Annotated in this window: 17 protein-coding genes, 1 tRNA gene and 2 rRNA genes; 2 read left to right on the plus strand and 18 right to left on the minus strand. The window is 47.3% G+C overall.

Annotated elements, in window-relative coordinates; all coding sequences use genetic code 11:
• Positions 1–43: 43 nt before the first annotated feature.
• From HMPREF9194_RS09400 to HMPREF9194_RS09420, 5 genes are all read right to left on the minus strand, one after another.
• A 23S ribosomal RNA gene (locus HMPREF9194_RS09400) occupies positions 44–3014 on the minus strand.
• Positions 3015–3203: 189 nt separating this feature from the next.
• Positions 3204–3277 (minus strand) — tRNA-Ile (locus HMPREF9194_RS09405).
• 163 nt (positions 3278–3440) lie between these two features.
• Positions 3441–4986 (minus strand): 16S ribosomal RNA (locus HMPREF9194_RS09410).
• Together the 16S and 23S rRNA genes with 1 tRNA gene alongside form the textbook arrangement of a ribosomal RNA operon.
• 449 nt (positions 4987–5435) lie before the next feature.
• A complete protein-coding gene (gene pgsA, locus HMPREF9194_RS09415) occupies positions 5436–6026 on the minus strand; it encodes a CDP-diacylglycerol--glycerol-3-phosphate 3-phosphatidyltransferase (protein WP_016526139.1) in 591 nt (196 codons plus the stop codon).
• A gap of 73 nt (positions 6027–6099) precedes the next feature.
• A complete protein-coding gene (locus HMPREF9194_RS09420) occupies positions 6100–6921 on the minus strand; it encodes a cytidylate kinase-like family protein (protein ID WP_016526140.1) in 822 nt (273 codons plus the stop codon).
• 133 nt (positions 6922–7054) lie between these two features.
• Between HMPREF9194_RS09420 and HMPREF9194_RS09425 the strand changes: the two genes are divergently transcribed.
• A complete protein-coding gene (locus HMPREF9194_RS09425) occupies positions 7055–7678 on the plus strand; it encodes an NUDIX hydrolase (RefSeq protein WP_016526141.1) in 624 nt (207 codons plus the stop codon).
• On the opposite strand, the gene HMPREF9194_RS09430 is transcribed toward HMPREF9194_RS09425, so the two are convergent.
• Both HMPREF9194_RS09430 and HMPREF9194_RS09435 read right to left on the minus strand, forming a co-directional pair.
• Positions 7657–8433, minus strand: a complete 777-nt coding sequence (locus tag HMPREF9194_RS09430) for a LysM peptidoglycan-binding domain-containing protein (protein WP_016526142.1) — start codon at positions 8431–8433, stop codon at positions 7657–7659. The genes HMPREF9194_RS09425 and HMPREF9194_RS09430 overlap by 22 nt on opposite strands.
• The gene (locus tag HMPREF9194_RS09435; protein WP_016526143.1) at positions 8433–9371 is read right to left on the minus strand and encodes a hypothetical protein; all 939 of its coding nucleotides are present in this window, start codon (positions 9369–9371) and stop codon (positions 8433–8435) included. Before HMPREF9194_RS09435 ends, HMPREF9194_RS09430 begins: the two co-directional genes overlap by 1 nt.
• Positions 9372–9761: 390 nt before the next feature.
• Here HMPREF9194_RS09435 and HMPREF9194_RS09440 point away from each other — a divergent pair, with 390 nt between their 5' ends.
• Positions 9762–10028, plus strand: a complete 267-nt coding sequence (locus HMPREF9194_RS09440) for a co-chaperone GroES (protein ID WP_016526144.1) — start codon at positions 9762–9764, stop codon at positions 10026–10028.
• A 272-nt stretch (positions 10029–10300) separates the two neighbouring features.
• On the opposite strand, the gene HMPREF9194_RS12510 is transcribed toward HMPREF9194_RS09440, so the two are convergent.
• From HMPREF9194_RS12510 to HMPREF9194_RS09510, 11 genes are all read right to left on the minus strand, one after another.
• The gene (locus tag HMPREF9194_RS12510) at positions 10301–12109 is read right to left on the minus strand and encodes a tetratricopeptide repeat protein (RefSeq protein WP_016526145.1); all 1809 of its coding nucleotides are present in this window, start codon (positions 12107–12109) and stop codon (positions 10301–10303) included.
• Positions 12106–12537 (minus strand): transcription antitermination factor NusB, encoded by a 432-nt coding sequence (nusB, locus tag HMPREF9194_RS09455; RefSeq protein ID WP_016526146.1) that lies wholly within the window; start codon positions 12535–12537, stop codon positions 12106–12108. Before nusB ends, HMPREF9194_RS12510 begins: the two co-directional genes overlap by 4 nt.
• A 30-nt stretch (positions 12538–12567) precedes the next feature.
• On the minus strand, positions 12568–13647 hold the full coding sequence (locus tag HMPREF9194_RS09460) for an MOSP complex formation periplasmic protein, TDE1658 family (RefSeq protein ID WP_016526147.1): 1080 nt from the start codon (positions 13645–13647) through the stop codon (positions 12568–12570).
• Between the two features lie 109 nt (positions 13648–13756).
• Entirely contained in the window at positions 13757–15550 is a 1794-nt protein-coding gene (locus HMPREF9194_RS09465) for an alanine--tRNA ligase (protein WP_040846314.1), read from the minus strand.
• A gap of 124 nt (positions 15551–15674) precedes the next feature.
• A complete protein-coding gene (locus HMPREF9194_RS09470) occupies positions 15675–16604 on the minus strand; it encodes a hypothetical protein (RefSeq protein ID WP_016526149.1) in 930 nt (309 codons plus the stop codon).
• 96 nt (positions 16605–16700) lie between these two features.
• Entirely contained in the window at positions 16701–17018 is a 318-nt protein-coding gene (locus tag HMPREF9194_RS09475; RefSeq protein ID WP_016526150.1) for a hypothetical protein, read from the minus strand.
• A gap of 1 nt (position 17019) precedes the next feature.
• On the minus strand, positions 17020–17859 hold the full coding sequence (locus HMPREF9194_RS09480; RefSeq protein ID WP_016526151.1) for a hypothetical protein: 840 nt from the start codon (positions 17857–17859) through the stop codon (positions 17020–17022).
• A gap of 67 nt (positions 17860–17926) precedes the next feature.
• Positions 17927–18244 (minus strand): hypothetical protein, encoded by a 318-nt coding sequence (locus HMPREF9194_RS09485; RefSeq protein WP_016526152.1) that lies wholly within the window; start codon positions 18242–18244, stop codon positions 17927–17929.
• A gap of 562 nt (positions 18245–18806) precedes the next feature.
• Entirely contained in the window at positions 18807–19367 is a 561-nt protein-coding gene (locus tag HMPREF9194_RS09500) for a hypothetical protein (protein WP_040846318.1), read from the minus strand.
• 676 nt (positions 19368–20043) lie between these two features.
• The gene (locus HMPREF9194_RS12415) at positions 20044–20763 is read right to left on the minus strand and encodes a WG repeat-containing protein (RefSeq protein ID WP_169558731.1); all 720 of its coding nucleotides are present in this window, start codon (positions 20761–20763) and stop codon (positions 20044–20046) included.
• A gap of 559 nt (positions 20764–21322) precedes the next feature.
• Positions 21323–21760 (minus strand): hypothetical protein, encoded by a 438-nt coding sequence (locus tag HMPREF9194_RS09510; RefSeq protein ID WP_156828026.1) that lies wholly within the window; start codon positions 21758–21760, stop codon positions 21323–21325.
• Between the last annotated feature and the right edge of the window lie 17 nt (positions 21761–21777).

Consider the following 21777-nt stretch of genomic DNA (forward strand, 5'->3'; position numbering starts at 1 on the left):
AGAAAAGGAAAAAACGAATAGTTTGGTAAGTAAAAAAGATAATATGGTCAAGCCTCACGACTGATTAGTATTGCTCGGCTGAATACATTGCTGTACTTACACCTGCAACCTATCGACCGGATAGTGTCTCCGGAGTCTTTAGGAGGGTTAAACCCTCAGGGATGATTTATCTTGAGGTGGGCTTCCCACTTAGATGCTTTCAGCGGTTATCCCTTCCGAACATAGCTACTCTGCACTTACTCTTGGCAGAATAACAGATACACCAGAGGTTCGTCCACATCGGTCCTCTCGTACTAAATGCAGCTCCTCTCAATCATCCAACGCCCACAGCAGATAGGGACCGAACTGTCTCGCGACGTTCTGAACCCAGCTCACGTACCGCTTTAATTGGCGAACAGCCAAACCCTTGGGACCTGCTCCAGCCCCAGGATGCGATGAGCCGACATCGAGGTGCCAAACCTTCCCGTCGATGTGAACTCTTGGGGAAGATCAGCCTGTTATCCCCGGAGTACCTTTTATCCGTTAAGTGACGGCGCTTCCACTCGCTACCGCCAGATCACTAAGACCTACTTTCGTACCTGCTCGAGCTGTCACTCTCGCAGTCAAGCCTCCTTGTGCCTTTACACTCGCGCTCTGATTTCCAACCAGAGTGAGGAGACCTTCGCGCACCTCCGTTACTCTTTAGGAGGCGACCGCCCCAGTCAAACCGCCTGCCTACCATTGTCCCTATACCGGCTTCACGGCACAGGTTAGAAATTTCATTCATCAAGAGTGGTATTTCACTTTGCGACTCCGCGCAGCCTAACGACCACGCCTCATTGTCTCCCACCTATTCTACACATGATAAATAAAATCCCAATAGTAAGTTACGGTGAAGGTTCACGGGGTCTTTCCGTCTAACTGTGGGTAACCGGCTTCTTTACCGGTATATAAATTTCACCGAGTCTCGCGTTGAGACAGTGCCCAGAATCGTTACACCATTCGTGCGGGTCGGAACTTACCCGACAAGGAATTTCGCTACCTTAGGACCGTTATAGTTACGGCCGCCGTTTACCGGGGCTTCAATTCAATGCTTTGGGGCTCCCCTCACATCTCCTCTTAACCTTCCGGCACCGGGCAGGTGTCACCACCTATACGTTTCATTGCTGATTAGCAGATGGCTGTGTTTTTGATAAACAGTCGCCTGGGCCTGCTCTGTGCCACCCTCTTCTTTTACCGAATCGGGCCACACTTCTTCCGAAGTTACGTGTGCATTTTGCCGAGTTCCTTAACGCGAGTTCTCTCGTGCGCCTTAGATTTCTCATCCTTCCTACCTGTGTCGGTTTACGGTACGGTCTTTATCAGCCTAGCCTTAGACAATATTTCCCGGCACCTTGATTACACCCGCTTCACTTCGACTTTCTCTCCGTTGGCTGTCACAACTTACCTCAAACGACGGATTTGCCTGTCGCTCTCAAAAGCTCGTTGCTTCGACCGGAACTACCATTCTCCGGCCGGGTTTCACCTCATGCGTCTTGCCCTCGAAACTGATAGAGGTATCGGATTTTGAACCGATTTCCCATCGACTACGACTTTCGTCCTCGCCTTAGGGGCCGACTTACCCTGGGCAGATTGCCTTTACCCAGGAAACCTTAGGTTTTCGGCGGACGGGAATCTCACCCGTCTTTGCGTTACTTATGCCTGCATTCTCTCTTCCACTACCTCCACAACCCCTCACGGGTATTGCTTCTTCAGCTCATGGAATGCTCCCCTACCACCTAACACAAAACGTGTTAGATCCAAAACTTCGGTATACCGCTTAGCCCCGTTACATTATCTGCGCTTGTATGCTCGACCAGTGAGCTATTACGCACTCTTTTAAGGAATGGCTGCTTCTAAGCCAACCTCCTGGCTGTCTGTGCATCCAAACTTCATTTTACACTTAGCGGTATTTCGGGACCTTAGTTGTTGGTCCGGGCTGTTTCCCTTTCGACTACGAACCTTGTCGCACGCAGTCTCACTCCTATACGTTGTTTTGCGGCATTCTGAGTTTGATTGGGTTTGGTAGGCAGTGACGCCCCCTAGTCCATCCAGTGCTTTACCTCCGCTAAATTTGTATAAGGCTGTCCCTAAAGGCATTTCGGGGAGAGCCAGCTATTTCCAGGTTTGTTTAGCCTTTCACTCCGAGTCACAAGTCATCCATACCTTTTTTAACAGATTATAGTTCGGTCCTCCACAAGGTTTTACCCTTGCTTCAACCTGCTCATGACTAGATCACCTTGGCTTCGGGTCTACCTCATGCAACTTTATTTCGCCCTGTTAAGACTCGGTTTCCCTTCGGCTCCGGGACTCCCATCCCTTAACCTCGCTGCATAAGATAACTCGCAGGTTCATTCTACAAAAGGCACGCTACAACGCTTTCGCGCCGTAACATCTTGTTAGTTTATGGTTTCAGGTTCTATTTCACTCCCCTTGCAGGGGTTCTTTTCGCCTTTCCCTCACGGTACTGCTGCACTATCGGTAGCTGTGGAGTATTTAGCCTTGGATCGTGGTCGACCCCGCTTCCGGCAAGGTTCCTCGTGCCCCGCCGTACTCAGGTACCGCATCAAAGAGTCTTATTCATTTCGTGTACGGGGATTTCACCCTCTCTGTCAGGCCTTCCCAAACCTTTCCACTATAAATAAGTTTTCTCACCAACTCTTCGGGTCATCCCCATGCGGCCCTACAACCCCCGTTTAACCGGGTTTGGGCTCCTCCGATTTCGCTCGCCGCTACTTTCGGAATCTCCGGAGGATCGCTCCTCTTCTTGATTTCTTTTCCTTAAGTTACTTAGATGGTTCACTTCACTTAGTCTGGCTTTACTACCCTATTTTATTCAGGTATCGTAATGACGACATCTCTGTCGCCGGGTTACCCCATTCGGCTATCCGGGAATCACGGAATGTGTGCTTCTCCTCCCGGCTTTTCGCAGCTTACCACGGCCTTCTTCGCCTCACAGCTCCCAGGCATCCGCCATAAACCTCTGTCGCTTGACCATATTATCTTTTTTGCTTTCCGTATAACGCCTCATCGCTTCAGGATCAGGTCAAGCTTCCTCGGCTTTCTTCCTTCCGCTCCGCGCCATACGCCTTCGTTTCTTCCTTCCCTTCATTGTCAATGTGCGCTTGCCTCAAACCCGCAGGCTTTCCGGCAGATTAAAACGCTTCTCAAATAAGGAGCGTTTATGGGACTGATAAGAGTTGAACTTATGACCCCTTCCTTATCAGAGAAGTGCTCTAACCAACTGAGCTACAGTCCCGTCATATAAATAAAAGGGAGGAAAAGAAAGCACAAGAGGTTGTATAAACAAAGGCCCGTGTTGTACATCTGACACTTTATCTGCTTATCCGCACTTCTGACCTCAGTTTGCTGGAGGCAAACTGACCGTCAAAAATGCGAAGCATTTTTGACCTTTCTCTTAGAAAGGAGGTGATCCAGCCGCACCTTCCGGTACGACTACCTTGTTACGACTTCACCCTCCTTACAAAGCATACCTTCGGCAGCGTCCTCCTTGCGGTTAGACTACCGACTTCGGGTACCCTCTACTCGGATGGTGTGACGGGCGGTGTGTACAAGGCCCGGGAACGTATTCACCGCATCGTGCTGATATGCGATTACTAGCGATTCCAACTTCATGGAGTCGAGTTTCAGACTCCAATCCGAACTACGATAGCTTTTTTGCGTTTTGCTCCGCTTTACAGCTTCGCTTCACTTTGTTCCTACCATTGTAGCACGTGTGTAGCCCTGGACATAAGGGCCATGATGACTTGACGTCATCCCCACCTTCCTCCGGTTTGTCACCGGCAGTTCCGCCAGAGTCCTCAGCTTTACCTGTTAGTAACTGGCAGTAGGGGTTGCGCTCGTTGCGGGACTTAACCCAACACCTCACGGCACGAGCTGACGACAGCCATGCAGCACCTGTTGTACCTCGTATTGCTACGCTGCCGTATCTCTACGGCATCAGATACTATGTCAAACCCAGGTAAGGTTCCTCGCGTACCATCGAATTAAACCACATGCTCCACCGCTTGTGCGGGCCCCCGTCAATTCCTTTGAGTTTCACCCTTGCGGGCATACTCCCCAGGCGGTACACTTATCACGTTTGCTTTGGCACCCAGCTGTTATGCCAGACACCTAGTGTACATCGTTTACGGTGCGGACTACCAGGGTATCTAATCCTGTTCGCTCCCCGCACTTTCGCACCTCAGCGTCAATTATCTGCCGGTAACCTGCCTTCGCCATTGGTATTCTTCCACATATCTACAGATTTCACCCCTACACGTGGAATTCTGGTTACCCTTCAGTAATTCAAGATCGGCAGTTCTCAATGCTGTCTCACAGTTAAGCTGTAACATTTCACACCAAGCTTGCCTATCCGCCTACATGCCCTTTACGCCCAATAATTCCGAACAACGCTCGCACCTTACGTGTTACCGCGGCTGCTGGCACGTAATTAGCCGGTGCTTATTCAAGCCCTACGGTCACCGCACAATCATTCCCTATTGTGCTTATTCATCAGGCTTAAAAGGATTTTACAACCTTTCGGCATTCTTCATCCACGCGGCGTCGCTCCGTCAGACTTTCGTCCATTGCGGAATATTCTTAACTGCTGCCTCCCGTAGAAGTCTGGGCCGTATCTCAGTCCCAATGTGTCCGTTCACCCTCTCAGGCCGGATACCCATCATCGCCTTGGTGGGCCGTTACCTCACCAACAAGCATAATGGGCCGCGAGCCATTCTTTTAGCGAAGCCTTAGCTCCTTTCCTCGTATCCTTCTAATAAATACGGTCACATTCGGTATTACCTACTATTTCTAATAGCTATCCCCAACTAAAAGGTATGTCACCCACGTGTTACTCACCAGTCCGCCACTCTCAAAAAGGGGCAAGCCCCTCTTTTGCCGTTCGACTTGCATGTTTAAGACGCGCCGCCAGCGTTCGTTCTGAGCCAGGATCAAACTCTCCATGATTGTATTCATAGGTCTTGCGACCAATGATTTCATTTCAAATCGTCCCTTGCTTTTATTTCAAGGATTGCACCTTCCGTACCCCGCTTTATGCAGAATACTTCCGATGCATTGACTGTGCCGTCCTTTAGACGGCTGCCCTTGTTTATTTCAACCCGGATACTTTCGTACCCGCACTATTGAACCTCTTGCTGTCTTACAAAACCGTTTCCGGCTTTGTAGCATTTGCAGTAACCGTCACGTTACTGCAGCTTTCTTTTCCTTCCCTTGTATTTCAAGTTACTCTTTTTTTGCCGTCTACGGCGGCAAAAAGTCTGCGCCGCGCGAGCGTTTTACTCAAGCGGCGAGTGTGTTGAATATATCACAGCCGGCTATTTCGTGTCAAGCGCTCTGCAGCTTTTTTTTACTTTTTTTAGCTTTTTTTTTACTCTTCCTACGCTTCTTACGGCTTTTTAGTCCTTTTTAACGGAAAACGAGCGCTTAAACGAAACGACATAGTCGATAAACGATGCATACGAAAAGACGACGCACAATACATAGAGCACAAAGCCCGCGTACTTCAGCGTTTGCAGCGGAAAACTTTCAGCCAAACCGCAACGGACGGCGCTTTCCAAAGCAAGCGAAAACATGCCCGATGCTATGTACAAAACGGTCTTTATCTTTCCTCCGGCTTTTGCGCCGATGGTTATGCCGCGTTTAACGGCAATCAGGCGCAAAAAAAGCATTCCGAGTTCCCGGTGCATAATCAGCACCAATGTCCACAGCGGCATGTAACCCGAAAACGCATAGCACAAAAAGGCGGTTATGTGCAAAAACACGTCCGCAAAAGGATCGAAAAGTTTGCCGAAGTCGCTTACGGCATTTTCTTTTCTTGCGTAAAATCCGTCCAAAAAGTCCGTAAATTCGGCGCACATTAAAAGCGGTAAAAGCACATAGGCCGAAACGCGCACAAAAAGCCCCGTCCAAATCGGAATAAAATACAAAAAGAAAAATATCGGAGCAAAAATAATACGCACCAGAGTAAAAGCATCGGCCTTTTTCATATATAAACTATAGCACAAAAAAAGCCGGCTGTAAACACGGGGGCTTTAGAGGTTCCGTATGCGAAGGTGCCGCTCACGGGTAGGATTTAAAATCCTGCACGACGCTGATTGCCGAAGCGATCGTTTTGCCTTTCATGATATCGGAAGCAATGCTTGAAGCCTTTTCGGCAACAACGGGAGATTCCGCCACGCCCTGCAGGGTAACCGTATTGCCCGAAATTACCGCACGCAAAAAGTTAATATTCAGCTTGTAGTCGAAAATCAGCGTATTCACCAAATGCTGGGCGGCCAACAAATCGGCAATTTTTTGCGTTCCTTTTTTTTCAAGTTCGGGAGTAAACATTTTTTTACACGCTTCGGCCAAAAGAAAGGCCGCGCCGTGCGCATCAAAAAGCCCGGTATTCAGCACCGCATGAAAATGCACGGGATCCTCGACTGAAAGATTAAAAAAGCTTTTATGAAATCCGATGCGGTTCGCATCGCTTTCTTCAATACGCTGAGCGGCTTGTTTCGCATCCCAGCCGAATTCGTCCATAAGCCGCTTGACGCGCACGGAATCCGCTGCAACAAAACGAACCGCCAAAAGGTTCGGCACGTTTTCAAGCACGGCAAAAGCGCCGCGCCCGATCAAAATGCAGTTTCCCTGCGCAGCCGCTTCCAAAATCGCCGTTTGAAGATAATCCAAGTATTCATCGCGATCCTTTGCAAGCGACGAAAAAAAACCGGGCTTTTTTTCGTCGTATTTTTCAAGCTTTTCGGCGGGAAAGCCCAGAGAGATAATCTTGCTTTCGATGCTCTTCCGATCGACAAACGTGTAGTTCAACAGCGAAGCCAACTCCGCCGCTATCTCGTCGCCGCAAGCCGCAACCTGTCTGGAAATCGCAATAACCGCCATGTTTCCCTCCGAAAAAATCCGCTTTCTATGACGCCGGCTTTCACCGTCCCTTTACTAAAAAGCACGCTTGTTCTATGCTGTATACAGCATAAAGCGAAAAACCGAACTTGTCAAAGGGGATTTTAATAATTTTATGAACGATATGCATTTCGAATCGCGCGGAAGTCGAAGCATAAACTGGACGGCCGCGGCAAAAAAAGTTTTGTACAAAACGCCCGTTTTAACGCTGAACGCTCAAAGCGCCCTTTCGCCCGAAGGTACCGAAAAAGATTTTACCACCATCGATGCGCGGAACTGGGTTATAACGGTTCCTTTATTGAAAAAAGAACAGGCGGAAAAGGCGGCCGGGATAGGGGAACCTTGCTTTTTGCTTGTGGAACAGTGGCGCGCCGGAGCCATGGAACTCAGTACGGAATTTCCCGGCGGCGTTATAAACGACGGCGAAAAACCGGAAAAAGCGGCGGCGCGCGAACTTTTGGAAGAAACGGGTTTTAAAGCGCTTAAGTGCATGCCGCTCGGCGCAATGAACCCGAACCCGGCGCTGTTTTGCAATACGGTGTATTTTTTTGCCGCGGAAAATCTTACCGATACGCGGCATACGCATCCGGACGAAGACGAGTTTTTAAAACCGCTCATTGTTCCCGTTGCCGAAGTGTTTAAAAAAATGGGACGGCCGCCGTACATTCATGCGCTTACGGCAGCCGCCCTTTGTTTATTCAACAGCCATATGCCCGATCAGTTTTTCGGACTTTGCTGACCGTAACCTCCGCTTCCCGTTCCCGCAGCAGCTGAAGATCCCGCTTCGCCGGTCGTCCGCTGCGAACCGTAGGTATCGTACTTTATGGACGGAGAATATACGCCGTCACGGAATTCGCCGTTCAAACTGGGAATCGTGATTTTCATACCGGGATAAATAAGGTCGGCGTTGGACGGATCGCGCATGCCGGCTTTATTCGCCTGATACAGATTTTCCCACAAGAGGGGATTATTGTATACATAGGTTTTTCCCGAAATATTCCAATAGCAGTCCTTCGATTGCGCCCACGGCGTTACGACATAGTATTTCGGAAGCGGCAGCACTTCTTTAATTCCCTGAAGCGCGTTTAAGCATTCTTCGGCATACAGGGTTGCGGTTGCCCAGTTTTCCATACCGTAGGCCAAAACCGCGTTGTCCAACGCTTTTTGTCCGGCGGCAAAGGCCATCGGATAATACGTTTCGGCTTTCAGGTTTTTCGCGTACAGCACTCTGTTGCGCGCATACATAATGCGCGTATTCGCTTCGTATTTCGCAAGCATTTCGGCAACATAGGCGTCCGACAGCTCCGCGTTTTCTTCGGCTAAAGCGGAATATTCGACCGCCTTATCGTAGTCGCCTTCGTCGAAGGCCTTTTCCGACTTGGCCTTATATTCTTTTGCCAATCGTTGATACTGGTTGTCGGCATAGCTTGCAGCCGAAAGACTGACGGCGAGTACGCCGAACAAACATAAAAGAATTAAAATCGCTTTTTTCATTATTGAGCCTCCTGTGCGGATGAAGCCTTGTCAACCGGAGCAAGCGCTTCAACCTGCTCGACGGGCACCGTGCTGTCCGCTTTTTCGGCTACGGCGTCGGCTTCTTCAACGCGGCGCTTTGCGCGCTCCATCGCGTTTTCGGCGGCAGCGCGCTTTTTGAGTACGGCCTGATACACCTTATCGAGCGCACCGTAGGCGGTGATATAATCGTTATACGCTTTTTCGGCCTGTCCCGATTGCAGCTCCTGATTCGCCCTCGTATAAAAGGCGACGGCGCTCGCATAGCCGTTTTTATCGGCAACGCCGGTTTTTACCGCATCGGCTTTTTGTTTAAGCTCGAGCACTTTGTCGCGCTCTTTTTCGGCCAAGCCTTTATAGCCCGCATTCAAAACGGCGTTGTATTTATCGGCGGCGTTTTTCATTTGCGCATACAAATCTTTTCCGGCGGCACCCTCATTGAACATTTTCCCGGCTTTTACAAACGCCTGTTCCGCCGCATCGTAATTCGCGCGGTCGGAATCCGCAAAGTTCATGTCGTTCACTTTTTTGCGGGTGCTGTACGCCACGGAAGCCTGCTCAAGCGCATTGTACTGATACACGATATCCGATGCTTTTCGGTTAAAATCCGCAGGAGAACCGCCGGCATCATACACGCTTCGGGCTTCGGATGCGGCCGTATCCACAACGGTTAATTCACTCGGAAAATACCGGGCGGCTCCGGCATCCACCGCTTTTTTGCGGGCAGCCGACATTTGCGTTTTCAATTTTTCCGCGGCGCTCTTTACGTCGGTACCGCTTTGTACAACTTCCGTATTATCGGATGTTTGAACGGGCGTTTCATCCGCCGGCTTTGTATCCTTCGGCGGTGTTTTACAGCCTGCCAAAAACAAAGCGAAAAGGCTGTATAGGCATAAGAGTGAAACCATCCATTTTTTCATAAATTCCTCCTAAAACAAAGGACAATCCGATAACCGGAAAACCTCTGATAAACAGTATACACTATTCTGTCATTAAAAACAACTTCATTTACCGCTTTTTCGAAAAAAACGCATCTTCCCGATTTTTTACCGACCTTCCGCCTTCCATACAACCACACCGACACCGGGCAGCGATCGATATGCGTAAAGAAGTGAAAAAAGAACGCAGGCTCATGAGAAAGGAAAAACCGTCCGAAAACGGCTTATGAACGGAGTGAATTGCCTGAACGGGCGGTTTTTTCACGCCTTATCGGAAGCATGTCGTTTTTTTACCTTTTGTACAAGTTGACGGAGCAACCCGTTTTTTTGTATATTATTGGGAGCATTGATTATTTCTTTTGGAGGATTAAAATGAAGGTTAAACCCTTAGCGGATCGCGTTCTGGTAAAAACCGAAAAAACCGAATCTAAAACCGCCGGCGGAATTATTATTCCCGACACGGCGCAGGAAAAAACCCAAATCGCCGTTGTGATTGCGGTCGGAACGGATAAAGAAAAGATTACAGTCCAGCCCAAACAGCGGGTTATGTACGACAAATACGCCGGTACTCAAATTAAAATCGACGGCGAAGACCACCTTATTCTTAAAGCCGAAGACATCATCGCCGTAATCGAATAAACGGTGCAAAAGGAGCCGAAAAGCCGCCGTCAGCGACGACTTTTTGCAACTCCGAACTCCCGAAGTCCGACGTATGTTACGGGCGGCCCGGGGCTGTCCAAAAAGCAACCGACTTTTGAGGCAGCCCCGTCGGGCTTTCCGGGGTTCCGCTGCCGCTCCATTCCTTCGGAACGGCTGCGCCGCCCCTCCAATCCCTGCCGCATTAAATCAAACCTTTTTTTCCAAAACATCCTTTTGTTTTTCAACCGTACCTTAATTCGCCGACCCCTTGTTCAGTCCGCTGCGGAATCCAATTGTTTAAGCATAAAGCGCGAACGGCTGTGAGCCGGATCCAAAGCCAAAGCTTGATTCAGCGACAAAACGGCGCTGCGGTTTTCCTTTTGCTCGCGCTGGATAACCGCGATTTTATAATATATTTCCGCTTGCAGTTTTTTATCGATTCGGTCATCTTCAAGAATATTTCTGTACAGGGCGAGCGCCTGTACGCGCCGGCTCGAACCGTTATACAAAAGCGCAAGATTAAGCCGCACGCTTTCGCCCGGTTTTATATTTTTATTGTTCATTGCAGCGGTTAAAATCTCTTCTGCGCGCGCATATCGGCCCTGCTTAAAAGCTATATAAGAGCCTATGTCGTATTCCCATTCTTCTTTAAACGGTACGATTCGCTCTTTCGGCGCAACCTGTTTATTTTTGCCTTCGGAGGCGGGAGCGGGAACGGAACCGTCCGTTTCCGGCGCATAGCGGGAAGCGCACCACAAATCGAAAAGTTCGGCGGCTTCGCCGACCATATCGTACCGGCACAAATTCCACAGTGCAAACCTGACCGTAAGCGGATCGTATCCGGCGCCCGCGCGCCGCTCAAGCAGTGCCCAAATATCGGCGGCTTTTTTCCGCGCGGACGCGGAAGAATCTGCCGGTCCCGCCTGCGTGTGCGCTTTTTCCTGCGCTTGTGCTTGCACGCGCCATTGCAGCTTCAGTTTTTCCAAAGCGAGGGAAGCGTCGTCCGTGCGCGCAAGGCTTTCATTCATACGGGCCAAAGCCTCTTCGGGAGCGACGCGGGGAAGCTCGTCGTCAAGTTCCATGCTCAGCGTTTTTATACCTTTTTCCCGCAGCACGTTCGAAAAAATATGCTCCTTTGTCTGCGGCGGCGTATACACGGAAAAACGGCCGTATGCGGCCAAACCGGGAACATAATCGGGAAAGCGCCGGACGAGCGACGACAAAAATAAGTACGCATACCCCATACTGCCGGATTTTAAGGCGGCGCGCGAAGCGTTATACCACGACGCGGGATTCGAAGAGGGAAAGCGTTCGGTCGAATCGATCCATGCGAGTACGGCGCCCCGTTCGTCGCCGACATGCAAAAGCGCATCCGAAGCGAGCGAACTTAATTCGGGCGAGGGTTTTGCAAAACCGACGTCTTCGGCGCACTGAACGAAATTCCCCGAATCGAACGAAATGCGTGCCCAAAATTCCGGATAGTCGTATACGGACATCGTTTTCGGATGGAGGCGGAATGCAGCCTGCATGTCGCCCTGCAACGCGTAAATGACGGCCGCATTGCGGATATACGCGCCGTTGCCGGTCGTAAGCGCCGAATCGATATAAGCTTGAATATAAGAAGGCGATAAAAAATCGGAAGGATTTTTTTCCGAACCCGCAGTCCGGAAGCGCAGTTCGGCATACAGAGAACCGTACCTTCCGCCTTCGAGTTTCGGCGCGTATTTTGCGGCTTCTTCGTAACGCTTGAGCGACAAAAGAAAATGAGCGTACACCGCCAAAAGTTCCTGATTGTCGGGAAAAACGGACAAACCTTTGCGCATGTATTTTTCGGCAAAATCGTTTTTATCCAAAAGCAGGGCGCGCCGTATAAGGCTTAAATAGTCGCGCGGGGAGCGCACGTATTTTTTGTTTTTTTTGAGCAGGCGCCACGCACCGCCGTAATCTTCGGCGCCGATAAAGGCGTCGATAACTTCAAGCTTTTCGGCAAAAATACCCGAAGAAGAACCGGAAGAACATGAGGGAACAAAACACAAAACGCAGATTACAAGACAGCAAAGCGCCGCCGTAAAAGCTTTCATCGATTTTGAGCTTCTTTTTCGATAGCGGGTTTTACGGCGCCCAAAACGCCGTTGACAAAACGATAGGCTTCGTCGGCGCCGAATTCGCGCGAAATATCGACCGCTTCGTCTATAACGATTGAAGCGGGTATGTCTTTTTGAAACATCAGCGAATAAACGCTCATACGCAAAACGGCCAAATCGACCTTATTGAGGCGCCCGATTTCCCAATTAACCAAATGGCGCGAAATCATTTTGTCTATTTGCGGCAAATGTTCGAGCGTTCCGCTTATAATAAGGCGGGCAAAGGCTTTTCCGTCTTCGCCCATCCGTTCAAGCTGAGAAGCGGACGCCCACGAAAAATCAAGTAAGGTTTGTTCATCGGTCGAACCGGAATCCCACGCGTACAGCGCTTGAAAGGCTAAAATCCGGCTTTTGCGCCTCGCCATTTTTACCGTCGCTCCATCGGCCGTATCGGATTACCAATCCAAAAGCTTATTCAGCGCTTCGCCTGTTTTAAGCATTTGGTAATTTTCGGGAGTACGCAGCGATTTGGTAACTTCTTCAACCGCGGCGGCAAAGGCGGACGCTTCTTTTTGGCGGCCGAGCTGCTCTTTTATGTACTCGTATACGGTAGTCGCGGTATCGGGCTGCACTTCATCGCCGAGGGCAAGGATTTTCGCGCCGTATTTTTCCTGCACGACATAAAACTGATAGTCGGCAGGCGTTTCGCTTATATCCGAAATAAAGCCGACGTTTTGCGAAAACAGTTTAAGCAAAGCCGCGTCGTCCATACCGAGCTGCTGTGCCGCAAGGGTTCCCTTACTTATGTACATATCACCTGCTTGGAAACCCGAATTGTCGAGTTTGCTTTTAACTTTCAGCTGAGCGTAATTCGCCTTTTTGCTTTTTACTTCGCCGTATAAAGAATCGGCAAGTTTTTTTGCCGCGGCGGCATCTTTCGATTTGGGAACGACGACCATAAAAAGCTTTAATATGTCGTTTTGCACAAAGGTCGACCGGTTGATTTCGTAAAACGAACGGATTTCGGCATCGGTTGCCGCCGTGTTTTGCAGTTCGTTGCGTTTAAGGGATACCACATAACGCTGTGCAAGAAGCTGCGTTTTAAGAAAATTTTTATATTCCGCCAACTTCATGCCGATTTGAGAAAAGAAATAATCGTCCAGCGACAAACCGCTTTGGCTTTTTACAAGCGCGGCAAATTCCTGTTCGGTTATCGAGCGGCCGACCATCGCGGAAATGGAATTCAAAAAATAGTCGTTCACATCGGAATCGGTAACGGAAATACCCGCTTTTTGAGCGGCCTGCAATGCAAGCTTTTCGTCAATCATCGCGTCGAGAATCTGTTTTTTTTGCTCGACGGTAAACGAAGTGCCGCCCGCCTGTTTTTGATACGCGGCAACACGATTTTTCAGCTGTTTGAGCGTAATCGATTCCGTTTTGTGCAGTTTTATCGTAACGAGCGGCTGCAAATCGCTTTGAGCCGACGCCAAAAAAGCCGTACTCAACAGTACAAAAAACACTACTAACCGTTTCATATCCTTTCCTCAATAAAACAATGGTATAACATATAACAACCGGAACGTACCGGCGTTACAGTACAAACCGAATTTGCGTAATTCAAACGCACTCGGAGCACGGAGCGGCTCAGTCTACAATAACCGCGCGAATGCGGCGTACGCCCGCCGAAGACGACTGCTCTTTTTGTATTTTAAACGTGCCGATGGTGCCGGTGTGCTCCACGTGCGGCCCGCCGCACACTTCTTTGGAAAAATCGCCGATGGAATACACTTTTACCTTTGATTCGTATTTTTCGCCGAAAAGCGCGCGCGCGCCGGCTTTTTTCGCATCTTCCAAATCCATAATTTCGATCGTAACGGGAAGGTCGCGCTTGATTTGCTCGTTTACCATATTTTCGACTGCGGCGATTTCTTCCTTTGTCATGGGCGCCGGATGCGAAAAGTCAAACCGCAAGCGTTCGGCGGTAATATTCGACCCCTTTTGCATAACATGCGGCCCCAGCACGCGCACGAGGGCTTCCTGCAATAAGTGCGTGCACGTGTGGTACTTTGTCGTAATTTCGGAATGGTCGGCCAAACCGCCTTTAAACACCTGACCGCTTGTCGAGCGCGACAACTCCTGATGCTTTTTAAACGCTTCGTCAAATTCCTGTCTGTTTACCTTCATGCCGTGTTCGCCGGCCAGCTCTTCGGTCAATTCGACCGGGAAGCCGAAGGTATCGTAGAGGCGGAACGCAACGCGTCCGGGAATAATCTTTGCGGGATTTTTCATTAAATTGGGCAAAAGCTTTTCGAATTCGGCTTCGCCTTTTTTAAGCGTTTCAAGGAATTTTTCCTCTTCGCGCAAAAGTTCGTCCAATATAAGCCGGCGTTTTTCTTCAAGCTCGGGGTACGCGCCTTTAAAGTTGTCGATAACGACTTGGGCGGGTACGCCTAAAAAAGCTTTTTCCAAACCGAGTTTTTTGCCGTGGCGCACCGAACGGCGGATAAGGCGGCGCAGAACATAGCCCGCCCCCACGTTGGAAGGAAGCACGCCCTTCGGATCGCCGATAATAAAAACGGCCGCGCGGGTATGATCGCAGATAATGCGGATCGACGCGTCGTCGGCTTCGTTGTCGCCGTATTTTTTGCCGGTAAGTTTTTCGATCGAATGAATGATGGGCTGAAATACTTCCGTATCGTACACGGATTTTTTGCCCTGCAGCATGGCGACCGTACGCTCGATTCCCATACCGGTATCGACGCAGCGGCGGCTCAATTTGTTGTACTTTCCGTCTTTGTCTTTATTGTATTCCATAAAGACATCGTTCCATATTTCGACATATTTGCCGCACGAGCAAGCGCCCGGCGCGCAGTGATCGGAACAGGGGGCTTTGCCCGTATCGTAAAACATTTCCGTATCGGGACCGCATGGACCGGTTTCGCCGGCGGGCCCCCACCAGTTATCGCTGCGCGGCAAAAAGTGCACGCGTTCTTTCGGAATGCCCAGCGACATCCAGATTGAAGCCGATTCGTCGTCGCGCGGCACATCCGCATCGCCTGCAAAAACGGTAACCGACAGTTTATCGACGGGAATATTCAGCCACTGCTTGCCCGTTAAAAATTCAAAACTCCAGCTTATCGCTTCTTTTTTAAAATAATCGCCGAGCGACCAGTTACCCAGCATTTCAAAACAGGTTAAATGGCTCGAATCCCCTACCGAATCGATATCGCCCGTGCGGATGCATTTTTGATAATCGCACAGCCGCGTTCCCGACGGGTGCGGTTCGCCCATCAAATAGGGCACCAGCGGATGCATGCCCGCAGTCGTAAACAACACGGTCGGATCGTTTTCGGGGATAACGGACTTACCGGAAATCTCGGTGTGCCCTTTGCTCTTAAAAAATTCTATATATTTGGATCGCAATTCGTTTGCAGTCATAGGGTATATAGTAGACGGGAGGCCCGTGTCTGTCAAGTAGCGGGAGAAAGCGAATAGGGCCGCAACTTCACGCATTTTTCATAAGCGTGTTTTCATTAGCACAAAGTTTTCGCCATAGGATTCCTTATTCTCTTATGCGTCCGACAATACGCGCATAGACGTGCGGCATTTCGATTTCCGTTAAGGTTTTTGTGCGCATATCGTACTTAAACGTTTTGCCCTTCGCCATTCCTCCCGGGGGAATAATCCACGCATTATTCGTCCCTATCGTAATAAAAAGTCGATCTTCTTCAGCATACACATCGCACCAGTCTTTTATATTTATCTTCCGTAAGTTTATATCTTCTCCTCTGTATTCTCCGCTTTGCGTATCATATATCCGCATAAAATAATCATGATTGTGAACTTCAACTACACATGGAACACCTCTAACTATTTCGCGGTATCTAATATAAGAATGTTTGTCCGACGGATAAGGATAATATTGTCCGTTTTCCATATCATACCACCCTTTGTCGAGAAACAGATGCGTGCCGTCGTACCCGATAAGAAAATTATTGCTCACCCTCGTTTTGGCAAACATCCCCCGCAGATCTACAATCCGCTCTCTGCCCGTCTTTAAATCCGTTATAACGTATAAACCCGGATAATGTATCGTATCTTCTTCTTTATAGTATTCGATTATTACTTCATCGTTATAAACGAAAGCAATCCACAGCCTTTCCCCCTCAGGCTTTTTTATCATAAACTCTTTTGCAGCATTGTAAGTACCGTCGGTTACGTCGGCAAAAAAGAATGCCTCTTCGGTACTCAATACCGTTCTTGCCCACAGTTTATTTGTTTTCCAATCAAAATTAAAGTATATATAGTCTTTCCATCTTTCAGGAAAAGATCGCAGCGGAACTAAATCGGCTTCTTTACCGTCTATCCACAATTGTGTCGGCCCACGGTAATTGTTATAAAATATCAAGCCTGCTTCTTTTTGCGGGGGCTGCTTTTTACACGAAACGCAGAACAGAACTGAACATAAAAACAACCAAATAAAACCTTTCATTTTAGCCCGCCTTCGGCAGATATCGGAGGCAACATATCCTTTCGCTTCCGCAGAAATACTGTTAACAATCTTTTCACCGTAATCTCGCTTTGAATCTTACATCTTTTTTTTGTGTGTTTTATAAATTATAATAATTACATTATACATAAATACTATTATAAAAGAAAACATTAAAGACGCAAATACTGTTTCTTTAGATAAAAGCAACATATGAGATGATGCTCCTTGAGTAGATTTCTTAAACCAATAATCAAATTCATCATTTTGTTCAGTAAGGTCATAAAAACCGTCTTTATTAATATCATATGAGTCGACTTTATGATTAATATATACGAATCTACCCCAAATAATACCATTTAAAACAATAAAAATGATTAAAAATGAAGTTAAAAATATTACTACGCTTTTTTTCATTTCATACAACCTCGTTATTATTTTTTGCGGCTGCCAGAATCTTTTTGCGCTTAAACCAAAACAAAATAGCCCCCACGGGAATACCGAACACAATATGCCATGCAAAATCGCTGCGAATAAGCGCGGCGGCAGACAAAAGATGTATGTGTAAAAGCTGTATATGAATCATACCCGTTGTCCAATTTATATCGACGGCACCGAAACCGACGGAAATAAAAAGCAGCCACGGGATCTTTTGCCTCAAAGGGAACCGAGTACGAATACAAACAACAAGCATACAAACCGAATATAAAAACGTTAGAAACATTAAAAACAGCACGGCATAATGTTTAGCGCTTTTATTTTTTAAAGTAAGCTTGTTGACGTTTCTTTGCGACTCGGTAGTCCGCTTAAGAGCAGCACCGACAGTCATTAACACACCGTCGTTGCGTTCACACAACACCTCCGCTATGACAAAATCCCCGTTTTCAAATTCGTATTCGTAGTAGAAAGAATAACGGACCAAACCCGCAGAATTAAGCGATTGAGCTTTGCTATAATTCCAGCGCAGTAAAGACAATTTTTTTACATTTTCTTTCGGATACACTAAAACAAAACTTTCGAACACTTCCGGAGTTAGGTCTGCTTTGAGTTCTTCATCGGCATGATTATACGCATATTCATAATCGCCTGCTCTGAGTCTTTCCAGCCAATTTTGTGCAAAGTCCGCTTCTTCCTGTAAGATAAAATCGGTCTTTTCCCCTTGTTTGCATGAGGCACAGAATGGGAGCATTATAAAAATACACAGTACGTATCGAAATTTAAATTCTTTAATGCTTTTTATCAATCTAAAGGTCCTCATAAAAATATTTTATCTTCAAACTTCAGCTCCCTCAAACAAACAGCAACACTACCGATATCCGAAAATATCAGCGATTTCGGTTAAGTATGTTTATTTTTTTTGCCAGCGGTATGGAAACATACATTGTCCAAAAATATCCGACGGAAACAAGGCCCAGATAAATAAAAAATACTTCAATTTGCGTATATACATAATTTGCATACCATACGGACTTTGACACTTGAGTATACTCCGCTTGCTTTTTATTGTATACCATGTATAGACCTTCTTTATGATCGCCGCTGTCTGCATTCCCGCCGATCATATGGTTAAAAATAACACCGCCTACAAAAAGTGTAACCGCACACACAATGCAAAATAAAGCCAATTTGTTAACCCACTTCATTTTTTATCCCTTCCGCTATGCGAGAAAGAACATATATACCAATACAACCGATGCGCACAAAGGACTGCCTATCAAAGAATGGGCTTGATATATCTTTAACTGCGCTAAAATCTTTTTCAGTTCTTCGTTTTTTTCACAGCTGTCAAATACGCTCTCCGTCAAACTATCCAAAGTATTTATACCGATAACGTGTGCATATTTTTTATTTAATTTGATTTTCAAGGGTATTCCCGCAATGAACACAGCGGTTATATAGAGTATACAACACGTAAATATTACTATTCTCATAGGATTCCCAGCGGTACATATCTGCGAAAAAGGTATGAACAGAAAAAAGAAAGTGCCCCGGCAAATACCATTGTAACGCAAGTGCATACATAATTTGCGTACCATACGGGTTTTGATACTTGCGTATATGCCTTATCTTCCTTGTCGTACACCATATATACATCTTCTTTATGATAGCCCCTTACGGCATTGCCACCGATTATATGGTCAAACTGCATGGATATACCGAGAAAAACAACTCCCAATACAATACAAACCGCTCCAAAATTCCGATTTATTTCCATTCCCAGTTCCTCAAATAGATATTACTTTCAACTAAAATCCCCTTTGCTGCAGCATGTGGCAGCATGGAACGCCCTGCAATAAGATATGTACTGGCTCCTACTCCTAAACCGAACGCTCCTTCGGCTCTCAGTGTTTTGCCGAAGGCCGACACATCAACATTTGCCGCATATTTAATTAAGGAAGCTTCCGCGCTCCCTCCCGCTTTACCGTCTTTCATTCCTACCCATGCCTCCGCTTGACAAGTTCCCATAGTCCCGGAAAAGTCCACTTTAAAATTCTTACCGTCAAAAAGTGTTTTTTCAAAGGTATATTCAGCCCCGCCTGCTTTAACAAAAAAATTAAATTGTTTGTCAGAGAGGCGCCCATCAAAGCCGGATGCTGAATATAAACCTTTTGCCTTTCCGTCTGATGATTTTCCTGTTGCAACATTCCAGAAATAACGTATTTTTTCTCCCAGTCCCTTTTTCTCTTCAGGTAAAGCAGGTACTGCCGGATTCGGCTTTTGCGGCAAGCCGTTTTCTTGCCCTTGCTGAACAGACGGCTTAGGCACCGGTTGACTTTGCGCAGGAGGATGATAGCCGCTTCCGCCGCCTCCCGATGAGCCGCTGTCCCGATCGGAATCCCTATCCCGCTCCCCTCGGTCAAATGATCCGCCCCCGCCTGTCGAACCGCCGCTGCTTGAAGAACCTGAAGTTCCTCCGCTCGACGTTTCCCGCTTTGAAGGCGGCGAGCATTCCGTACGCGGCGCGCCGCCGCCTTGTGTAGGAGACCTTTCCTCTCCCTTATTTACCCCGCCAGGATTCGATGGCTTAGAATCGGAAGAACCTCCGGACTCCCTGCCGGATGAACTGCTTCGCCCGGAACTTCCTCCGCTCGACGTATCTCGCTTTGAAGGTGGCGAACATTCAGTACGCGGCGCGCCGCCGCCTTGTGTAGGAGACCTTTCCTCTCCCTTATTCGGACCACCGGAAGACCTTTCTCCGGGTGCATTACTTGAATGAGGACAGGTGTCCGAGTTTCTGTCGGTTCTCGGATCGTCTTTTACCTGCTTTCCTCCGTTTACCTCAAGCAGTTCTTCAAAAGCCGCATAAAATCGTTTTGACCGTAAAAAATATTTTCGGTAAGTAAATAAGTAAAGCGAAACGGTCGGGTGTATAAAAAACTGTACTTTGCAGCGTCTCTGTTTTTGAGCCTATAGGAAGTTTTTCTCTTTGTCAACTGCCGTCTTACGGTATCTTGCTGAAGTCAAGATATTCTTTCGGACGCACAAGGCCGTCTTTATCCGAATACAGCATGTATTCGTCATTGTATAAAACAATCCAATAACCGCACGATGAATACCATATTTTATCGAAGACGGGCCTTGTCACAAACTCACCCCGTTCATTCATAAGCCCCCATTTCCATTGCCTTTCTCCGGCAGGTTTACCGTATATAATATGTCCGTCGTTAAAGTCGTCGTCCAATGTATAATCCTGAGGAAGAATAAAAACATCATTGTCCCGTATATCGACCAATTTCCAGCCGGACGCTTTGTATCCGGAAGCATTCCGCACTTTGCGATCGGCACTTACCGGCATGTATCGCACCGCACAGACGCTGCCGGAATAATTTTTAACTTCGTAATATTTCGGCTTTATTTGCCAGTTTCCCGCTACGTCAATAAGCCCCGTTGCGGCGACGGTTTCTTCTTCGTTATCATAATAAACGGAGGCTGCCGGTATAAAACCTTTTATTACACGCTCTCCCAAATAGGCATATTTTGCCGAAAGCAGCTTACGTCCCTTTTTATCCATAATTCCCCATAAGCTCTTGCTTTGCGTATGCAAATCAGGATTGCCGTGCTTTTCTCCGAAAACGGCATAACCTTCGGAAAATCCGTTTAAGATATCGGCACTGACCGGAAAACCGAACCGCCCTTTTAAGAACGTACCGTGCTTATCCATAAAGAACGCTTTATGTTTTTTGAGATCATGATATACGACATAGCCTTCATGGAAGCCTCCTGAAAAATAAGCAACGCGCCTGTCACAGTAAACCGCTTTATTACCATGTATATCATAAAAACCATGTTCATCAATGTCCTTGTCTTTATCGTAGAGCATATATTGGAACATTTGTTCCGATATATGTATTCTATACACCGGACTGGAATCCTTGTATTGCAATATAGTTGTCCCGCTCACATCGACAACGGAGCAAAAAAGGGGCACATCTTTTTCGGGATCATAGTTTTGACCGATCAAAGCATAGCCATCGGAGAAATTTTCTTTGATATAATACTTTTCTGAAAAAACAACAACTGCTTTATCTTCGTTAAAAAGCCCGCTTACAAAATCTCCTTGCTCCCCCATCCGGAAAGTTATCAATTTTTTCTCTGGACGAGGTACCGTATTTTGTCGGCAAGAAGTCTGACGGCAGCTAAAACCGGTTGCCGCCAAAAGTATAATGATACAAATAAAAGTGAACTTTTTTTGCATTGCAATACCCTTATTGATTTTATAATTATTCCAAAATAATTTCATATTTTTTGACGGTCATGGTTTTTAAATCTATTTCCAATGCGACGGCCGTATCCATTTCAATATATTTGCCGTCTTGATATCGTACATAGTTCACTGAAGTCGGGAACGACAAATTTCGCGAACTTATATATGAGCCTTTTAAATTTTCCGGCAATACATAAACGGCGTTTCCTTTTGCGTCGTATACACCCGTCCGTGTAATTTCACCCAGATAATGCTCTCCGTCCCTATCGGTATAAAACAATTTTATGACATTCAGCAACTCTTTATATTCTTTATCCGTATAATCGAAGTATGTTAATCCGGAGCCGCGGTATTTTAGCAAGAGTTTAATATTTGCAGGCTTTACGCGAATTTCTTTCGTTTGCCATTTTTCTTGCGCGCTTTGGCAATATATGATTGCCGTTATGAAAATCAAAAATGAGAAACCCGCTT

The sequence above is a fragment of the Treponema maltophilum ATCC 51939 genome, from assembly GCF_000413055.1.
Lineage (GTDB): Bacteria > Spirochaetota > Spirochaetia > Treponematales > Treponemataceae > Treponema_C > Treponema_C maltophilum.

Excerpts from the sequence above, each read along its gene's own strand:
- nusB (WP_016526146.1), bottom strand. The coding sequence starts at position 12,537 with ATGGCGAGGCGCAAAAGCCGGATTTTAGCCTTTCAAGCGCTGTACGCG.
- HMPREF9194_RS09470 (WP_016526149.1), bottom strand. The coding sequence starts at position 16,604 with ATGAAAGGTTTTATTTGGTTGTTTTTATGTTCAGTTCTGTTCTGCGTT.
- pgsA (WP_016526139.1), bottom strand. The coding sequence starts at position 6,026 with ATGAAAAAGGCCGATGCTTTTACTCTGGTGCGTATTATTTTTGCTCCG.
- HMPREF9194_RS09480 (WP_016526151.1), bottom strand. The coding sequence starts at position 17,859 with ATGAGGACCTTTAGATTGATAAAAAGCATTAAAGAATTTAAATTTCGA.
- HMPREF9194_RS09435 (WP_016526143.1), bottom strand. The coding sequence starts at position 9,371 with ATGAAAAAATGGATGGTTTCACTCTTATGCCTATACAGCCTTTTCGCT.
- HMPREF9194_RS09460 (WP_016526147.1), bottom strand. The coding sequence starts at position 13,647 with ATGAAACGGTTAGTAGTGTTTTTTGTACTGTTGAGTACGGCTTTTTTG.
- HMPREF9194_RS09475 (WP_016526150.1), bottom strand. The coding sequence starts at position 17,018 with ATGAAAAAAAGCGTAGTAATATTTTTAACTTCATTTTTAATCATTTTT.
- HMPREF9194_RS09465 (WP_040846314.1), bottom strand. The coding sequence starts at position 15,550 with ATGACTGCAAACGAATTGCGATCCAAATATATAGAATTTTTTAAGAGC.
- HMPREF9194_RS12415 (WP_169558731.1), bottom strand. The coding sequence starts at position 20,763 with ATGGATAAGCACGGTACGTTCTTAAAAGGGCGGTTCGGTTTTCCGGTC.
- HMPREF9194_RS09420 (WP_016526140.1), bottom strand. The coding sequence starts at position 6,921 with ATGGCGGTTATTGCGATTTCCAGACAGGTTGCGGCTTGCGGCGACGAG.
- HMPREF9194_RS09425 (WP_016526141.1), top strand. The coding sequence starts at position 7,055 with ATGAACGATATGCATTTCGAATCGCGCGGAAGTCGAAGCATAAACTGG.
- HMPREF9194_RS12510 (WP_016526145.1), bottom strand. The coding sequence starts at position 12,109 with ATGAAAGCTTTTACGGCGGCGCTTTGCTGTCTTGTAATCTGCGTTTTG.
- HMPREF9194_RS09440 (WP_016526144.1), top strand. The coding sequence starts at position 9,762 with ATGAAGGTTAAACCCTTAGCGGATCGCGTTCTGGTAAAAACCGAAAAA.
- HMPREF9194_RS09485 (WP_016526152.1), bottom strand. The coding sequence starts at position 18,244 with ATGAAGTGGGTTAACAAATTGGCTTTATTTTGCATTGTGTGTGCGGTT.
- HMPREF9194_RS09430 (WP_016526142.1), bottom strand. The coding sequence starts at position 8,433 with ATGAAAAAAGCGATTTTAATTCTTTTATGTTTGTTCGGCGTACTCGCC.